Origin of the sequence: Microcystis sp. (assembly GCF_048564745.1) — a bacterium.
GTDB lineage: Bacteria > Cyanobacteriota > Cyanobacteriia > Cyanobacteriales > Microcystaceae > Microcystis > Microcystis ichthyoblabe_A.
This window is the reverse complement of record NZ_JBLZRT010000186.1, coordinates 1-4,560: the sequence shown is the minus strand read 5'-3', so window position 1 is coordinate 4,560 and position 4,560 is coordinate 1. Positions and strand designations below refer to the sequence as shown.

General features: G+C 39.9%; 2 protein-coding genes and 3 pseudogenes. 4 read left to right on the top strand and 1 reads right to left on the bottom strand.

The genetic code is table 11. The features are described 5' to 3' along the window. The 4 genes and pseudogenes from ACOCD9_RS19865 to ACOCD9_RS19850 form a co-directional block, all read left to right on the top strand. Positions 1–323 (top strand): annotated as a pseudogene (locus ACOCD9_RS19865) (Uma2 family endonuclease); the annotation flags it as partial. Between the two features lie 116 nt (positions 324–439). Further along, positions 440–1,876, top strand: coding sequence for a carotenoid oxygenase family protein (locus ACOCD9_RS19860; protein WP_419548258.1), 1,437 nt, complete (start codon positions 440–442; stop codon positions 1,874–1,876). Positions 1,877–2,162: 286 nt separating this feature from the next. Next, positions 2,163–3,161: a hypothetical protein gene (locus ACOCD9_RS19855; protein ID WP_419548257.1), complete on the top strand. Its 999-nt coding sequence runs from the start codon at positions 2,163–2,165 to the stop codon at positions 3,159–3,161. Positions 3,162–3,187: 26 nt separating this feature from the next. Further along, positions 3,188–3,529 (top strand): annotated as a pseudogene (locus ACOCD9_RS19850) (transposase); the annotation flags it as partial. A gap of 910 nt (positions 3,530–4,439) precedes the next feature. Here the strand turns inward: ACOCD9_RS19850 and ACOCD9_RS19845 are convergent. Continuing rightward, a pseudogene (locus ACOCD9_RS19845) lies at positions 4,440–4,560 on the bottom strand (IS5/IS1182 family transposase); the annotation flags it as partial.

The following is a 4,560-nucleotide window of genomic DNA, read 5'->3' as shown; positions in this document are numbered from 1 at the left end:
CAGATTCTCATAGTTTTCAAGGATGGTGGAGACAGGAAGGAATATTAAGTTCTATACCTGAGATTAAGGGATGGGTTAGTCCTCGGTTAAATATCCGATTTGAATTGACAGAAAAGGAGTTAGAAATTTATAGTTTAGATGGTCAGAAATTTTTAACTTCTATTGAGTTATCTCAAAAAGCAGAACAAGCAAGTTTACAATTAGAACAAGAGCGTCTTAAAGCTGAACAAGCAAGTTTACAGTTAGAACAAGAGCGTCTTAAAGCTGAACGTTTAGCTGAATATATCCGTTCTCTGGGAATTGATCCCGATACTTTATCATGACATAATTGATGGGTTGTGGTAAATACTAATTAACTGGTAAACTGCCTAATTTATCGTCATTGAACCTAGTCTAGGGCTATACTTAAACTATGTAATCACTAAAAAAAAACAAATCTATGAAAGCTTGGGCAAAATCTCTAGAAAAACCAGCAGTGGAATTTTCTGAAACCCAATTAACCTTATTATCGGGGAAAATTCCCGAGGGATTGCGGGGGAGTCTCTATCGCAATGGTCCAGGGAGATTAGAAAGAGGTAAGCAAAAAGTTGGTCATTGGTTTGACGGAGATGGGGCAGTTTTAGCTGTACATTTTCATGATAAGGGAGCCAGTGCCACCTATCGTTATGTTCAGACTGCCGGTTATCAGCAAGAAAGCGCCGCTAATCAATATTTATTTCCTAATTATGGCATGAATGCCCCCGGCTTCTTTTGGAATAATTGGGGAAAAGAGGTAAAAAATGCCGCTAATACCTCGGTGTTAGCTTTGCCCGATAAATTATTAGCTCTCTGGGAAGGGGGTTTTCCCCATAAATTAGATTTACAATCTTTAGAAACCCTAGGTTTAGATAATTTATCTAGGTTACAAGCAAAGGAAACTTTTTCCGCTCATCCTAAGCTAGATTTATCCAGAGGAGAGATTTTTAATTTCGGGGTGACAATCAGTGCTAAAGTTAGCTTAAATCTCTATAAGTCTGACTCCACTGGTGAAATTATCCAGAAAAACACTTTTGATTTAGATAGATTATCTCTGCTGCATGACTTTGTTTTAGCAGGACAGTATCTCGTCTTTTTTGTCCCACCAATAAAAGCGGATAAATTATCGATACTGTTGGGATTTAAAACTTTTAGTGATGCCATGCAGTGGCAGCCAGAATTAGGAACAAGAATACTAATTTTTGAGCGAGATTCTCTGCAATTAGTCAGCCAAGGTGTTACGAATTCCTGGTTTCAATGGCACTTTGCTAATGGTTGTGTAAATGACCAAGGCAATCTTGAAATTGTTTTTATCCGTTATGATGACTTTAAGACTAATCAATTTTTAAAAGAAGTTGCCACGGGTGAAACCGAAACCTTAGCCATTGGAAAATTAGCAAGTATCACCATCAATCCCCTATCAGCAAAGGTAATTAATCAGGAAATTCTCTCGGATTTAAGCTGTGATTTTCCCGTGGTTTCCCCGCAACTGGTGGGGCAAAAATGGCAAAATACTTTTTTAGCTGTCCATCGTCCCGATAGCGATATTCGTCGGGAAATTATCGGACTTCCCGCTTGTTATAATCACTACACAGGTAAGTTAACTATCGCTTATCTAGAAAATAACTGTTATGGCAGTGAAGCGATTTTTGTCTCCGATGGTTTATCTCCAGAAACGGGATGGTTAATCGTCGTGGTTTACGACGGCAATAATCACAGCAGCCAAGTGAGAATCTATGATAGTCAGCAGCTAGAAAAAGAACCCCTTTGCTGTCTGCAATTACCCAGTGTTATCCCTCCGGGGTTTCACGGTACTTGGCAAGAAAAATCAGAAAAAGGTGCAGAAGCAATCTCAACTTAGAAAAGGGGTTTCTATTTAGAAAACGGGTTTCTTTGAGAAACTCGTTTTCTGGACTTGTGAGAGAGAAGCTTTATTCGATTTCTCTAGGGTTGAAGATTTAATCAATTGGTTATACCATTTCTCTAAATGAAAACTACACATCGAATTTAAGTCACCCTTTTTAAGGGGGATTTAGGGGGATTAAACTTCTGTAGTCAGACTTTGGAGAATTGGTATTAAATACTTTAACTGCTTAGTTCTTATGTTAGCGATCGCCTTCTGACAACAACCCACTAAAATTGTCATAATGAAACAAACAACCGCTAATTATGATGAACCCTGGAAAGAAGCATTAAGCGAGTATTTTGAAGCGTTTTTATGCTTATTTTTTCCCGAAGTTCACCAATTGATTGATTGGACAAAAATTCCCGAATCCCTAGAAAAAGAACTGAAACGGATTACCGCTTCAGCAAAGACCAAAAAACGTTTCGCTGACAAACTCTATAAAGTCTGGTTACTCAGTGGTGAAGAAGTCTGGATTTTGATTCATATTGAAATTCAAAGTCAATACGAAGAAAATTTCCCTCAGAGGATGTATATTTATAACTATCGGGCTTTCGATTTGTATCAGAAACCGTTTATCAGTCTCGCTATATTAGGAGATGAACGAGTAAATTGGCGACCAGATTCCTATAATTATACTATCGCTGGCTGTGAAGTGAGTCTGAAATTCCCAACGGTTAAATTACTGGACTATGAGGAAAGATGGTCAGAACTAGAAACAAGCAGCAATCCCTTTGCTATAATAGTCATGGCACACCTGAAAACAAAAGCAACTACTGGGAAGCTGCCAGAACGGGAACAGTGGAAGTGGAAGTTAATCAGGGGATTATATGAAAAGGAGTTCGAGAGGGAACAGATAATTAAACTGTTTGAAATCATCGACAATATGATGACCTTATCCCCTGAATTACAGTCAAGTTTAGAGAGTAAAATCAAACAATTTGAGGAGGAAAGAACCATGCCTTTAATAAGTAATATGGAGTTACGAGGAAGGAAAATTGGTGAGGAAATTGGGGAGTTACGAGGAATAGAACGCGGTAAGGAAATTGGAGCGTTAGAAAATGCTCGTGATTTTGTGAAAAAAGTTTTGGAAAACCGACTAGGCGATATCCCTGGAGATATTGGACAATGTCTCAATGATGCTTCAGTTATTTCGGTTTTAGAAGAGATGTTAAAAGCCGCACTTATAGTAAATTCTTTTGAGGAGTGTAGGAAGTCTTTTAGTATCATCATAAATAAGTAGTGTGGGTAATAACTACCTTACTTAGTAAACTGTTTGAAATCATCGACAATATGATGACTTTATCCCCTGAATTGCATTCAAGTTTAGAAAGTAAAATCAAACAATTTGAGGAGGAAAGAACCATGCCTTTAATGAGTAATATGGAGTTACGAGGAATGGAACGCGGTAAGGAAATTGGCGCGTTAGAAAAAAGCCGCGATGCTATAAAAACAGTTTTAACTGTGCGGTTTGGACAGATTTCTTCAGAAATTGAAGAGATAATCGGCAAAATGACTAACCCTACTATCTTAGAAGAGCTACTAAAATTAGCAGCTACCGCTCATTCTCTCGCAGAATTTAAGCAGTCTTTGGCAAAAATTCAATCCTAGAACTTCTTTAGAAAACGGTTTTCTGCGAGAAACTATTTAGAAAACGGGTTTCTTTGAGAAACCCGTTTTCTTGTTGTAATATTAATTTCTGTTACAGAGGTCTTGAAAAATTGGGGATTGTTTGCATAAAATAGCCCCAGTCATCCTTTGCGTTCAATGTCATGAATTCTACCCTGTTGGCGCTTCTTCCTGCTGTTTACGATATTTTGTTCGATTTTGCTCAATCTGATGGGTTTTGGGCAAATTTAGAAACTGCTTTTGGCACAAACTTATGATGTGGTTAAAGCGACGCAATTACGACAGCAGTGGCAAAGTCGAGATTTTAGTCAACTTCCCCCTATTACAGTTAAAAACTTTGGCAATTCAGGGATTTTCGGCGCATATTCCAGCAGTATTAATAAGATTTATATCTCTCAAGCGCTGATTGATTCGGGGGACGCTACCACCCTCAGCGCGGTGTTATTAGAAGAAATTGGGCATTTTATCGACGCGCAAATCAACAGCAGCGATACCCCGGGGGATGAGGGGCAGTTATTTTCGGCGCTGGTGCGGGGGGAAGTGCTGACAAAGGAGCAAATCGCGGCGATACGAGAGGAAAATGACGCGGCGACTATTACGGTTGATGGGCAAGCGATTAGTGTGGAAATGGCATCCATCCCCAAAATCACCATCGCCCCCGGCACCAACCCCCTAGAAGGGGGAACCGTCGGCACCTTTATCATCACCCTAGACACCGCCGCGCCAACGGGTGGGTTAGTGGTCAACTTCAACACCACTGGCAGTACCGCCACCCTTGCCACCGACTATTCCTTCACTGCCGGCACAAATATCACGGCGGTGACAGCCAACACCTTCACCATCGCCGCCGGAGCCACCACCGCCACCCTCAATAGATCTCTTGCAAAAGTAATCAAGATATATCCTTTTGTCGGTAACGAAGTTCGTAATTGTAGATACCAGCAATCAAATTCAATCTCAGACCAAATCGCCGTCTGCGATTTCTGTATCTTGATGAAAGTATCCGAAATATT

Coding starts and splice junctions, on each gene's coding strand:
- ACOCD9_RS19860 (WP_419548258.1), top strand. CDS start 440: ATGAAAGCTTGGGCAAAATCTCTAGAAAAACCAGCAGTGGAATTTTCT.
- ACOCD9_RS19855 (WP_419548257.1), top strand. CDS start 2,163: ATGAAACAAACAACCGCTAATTATGATGAACCCTGGAAAGAAGCATTA.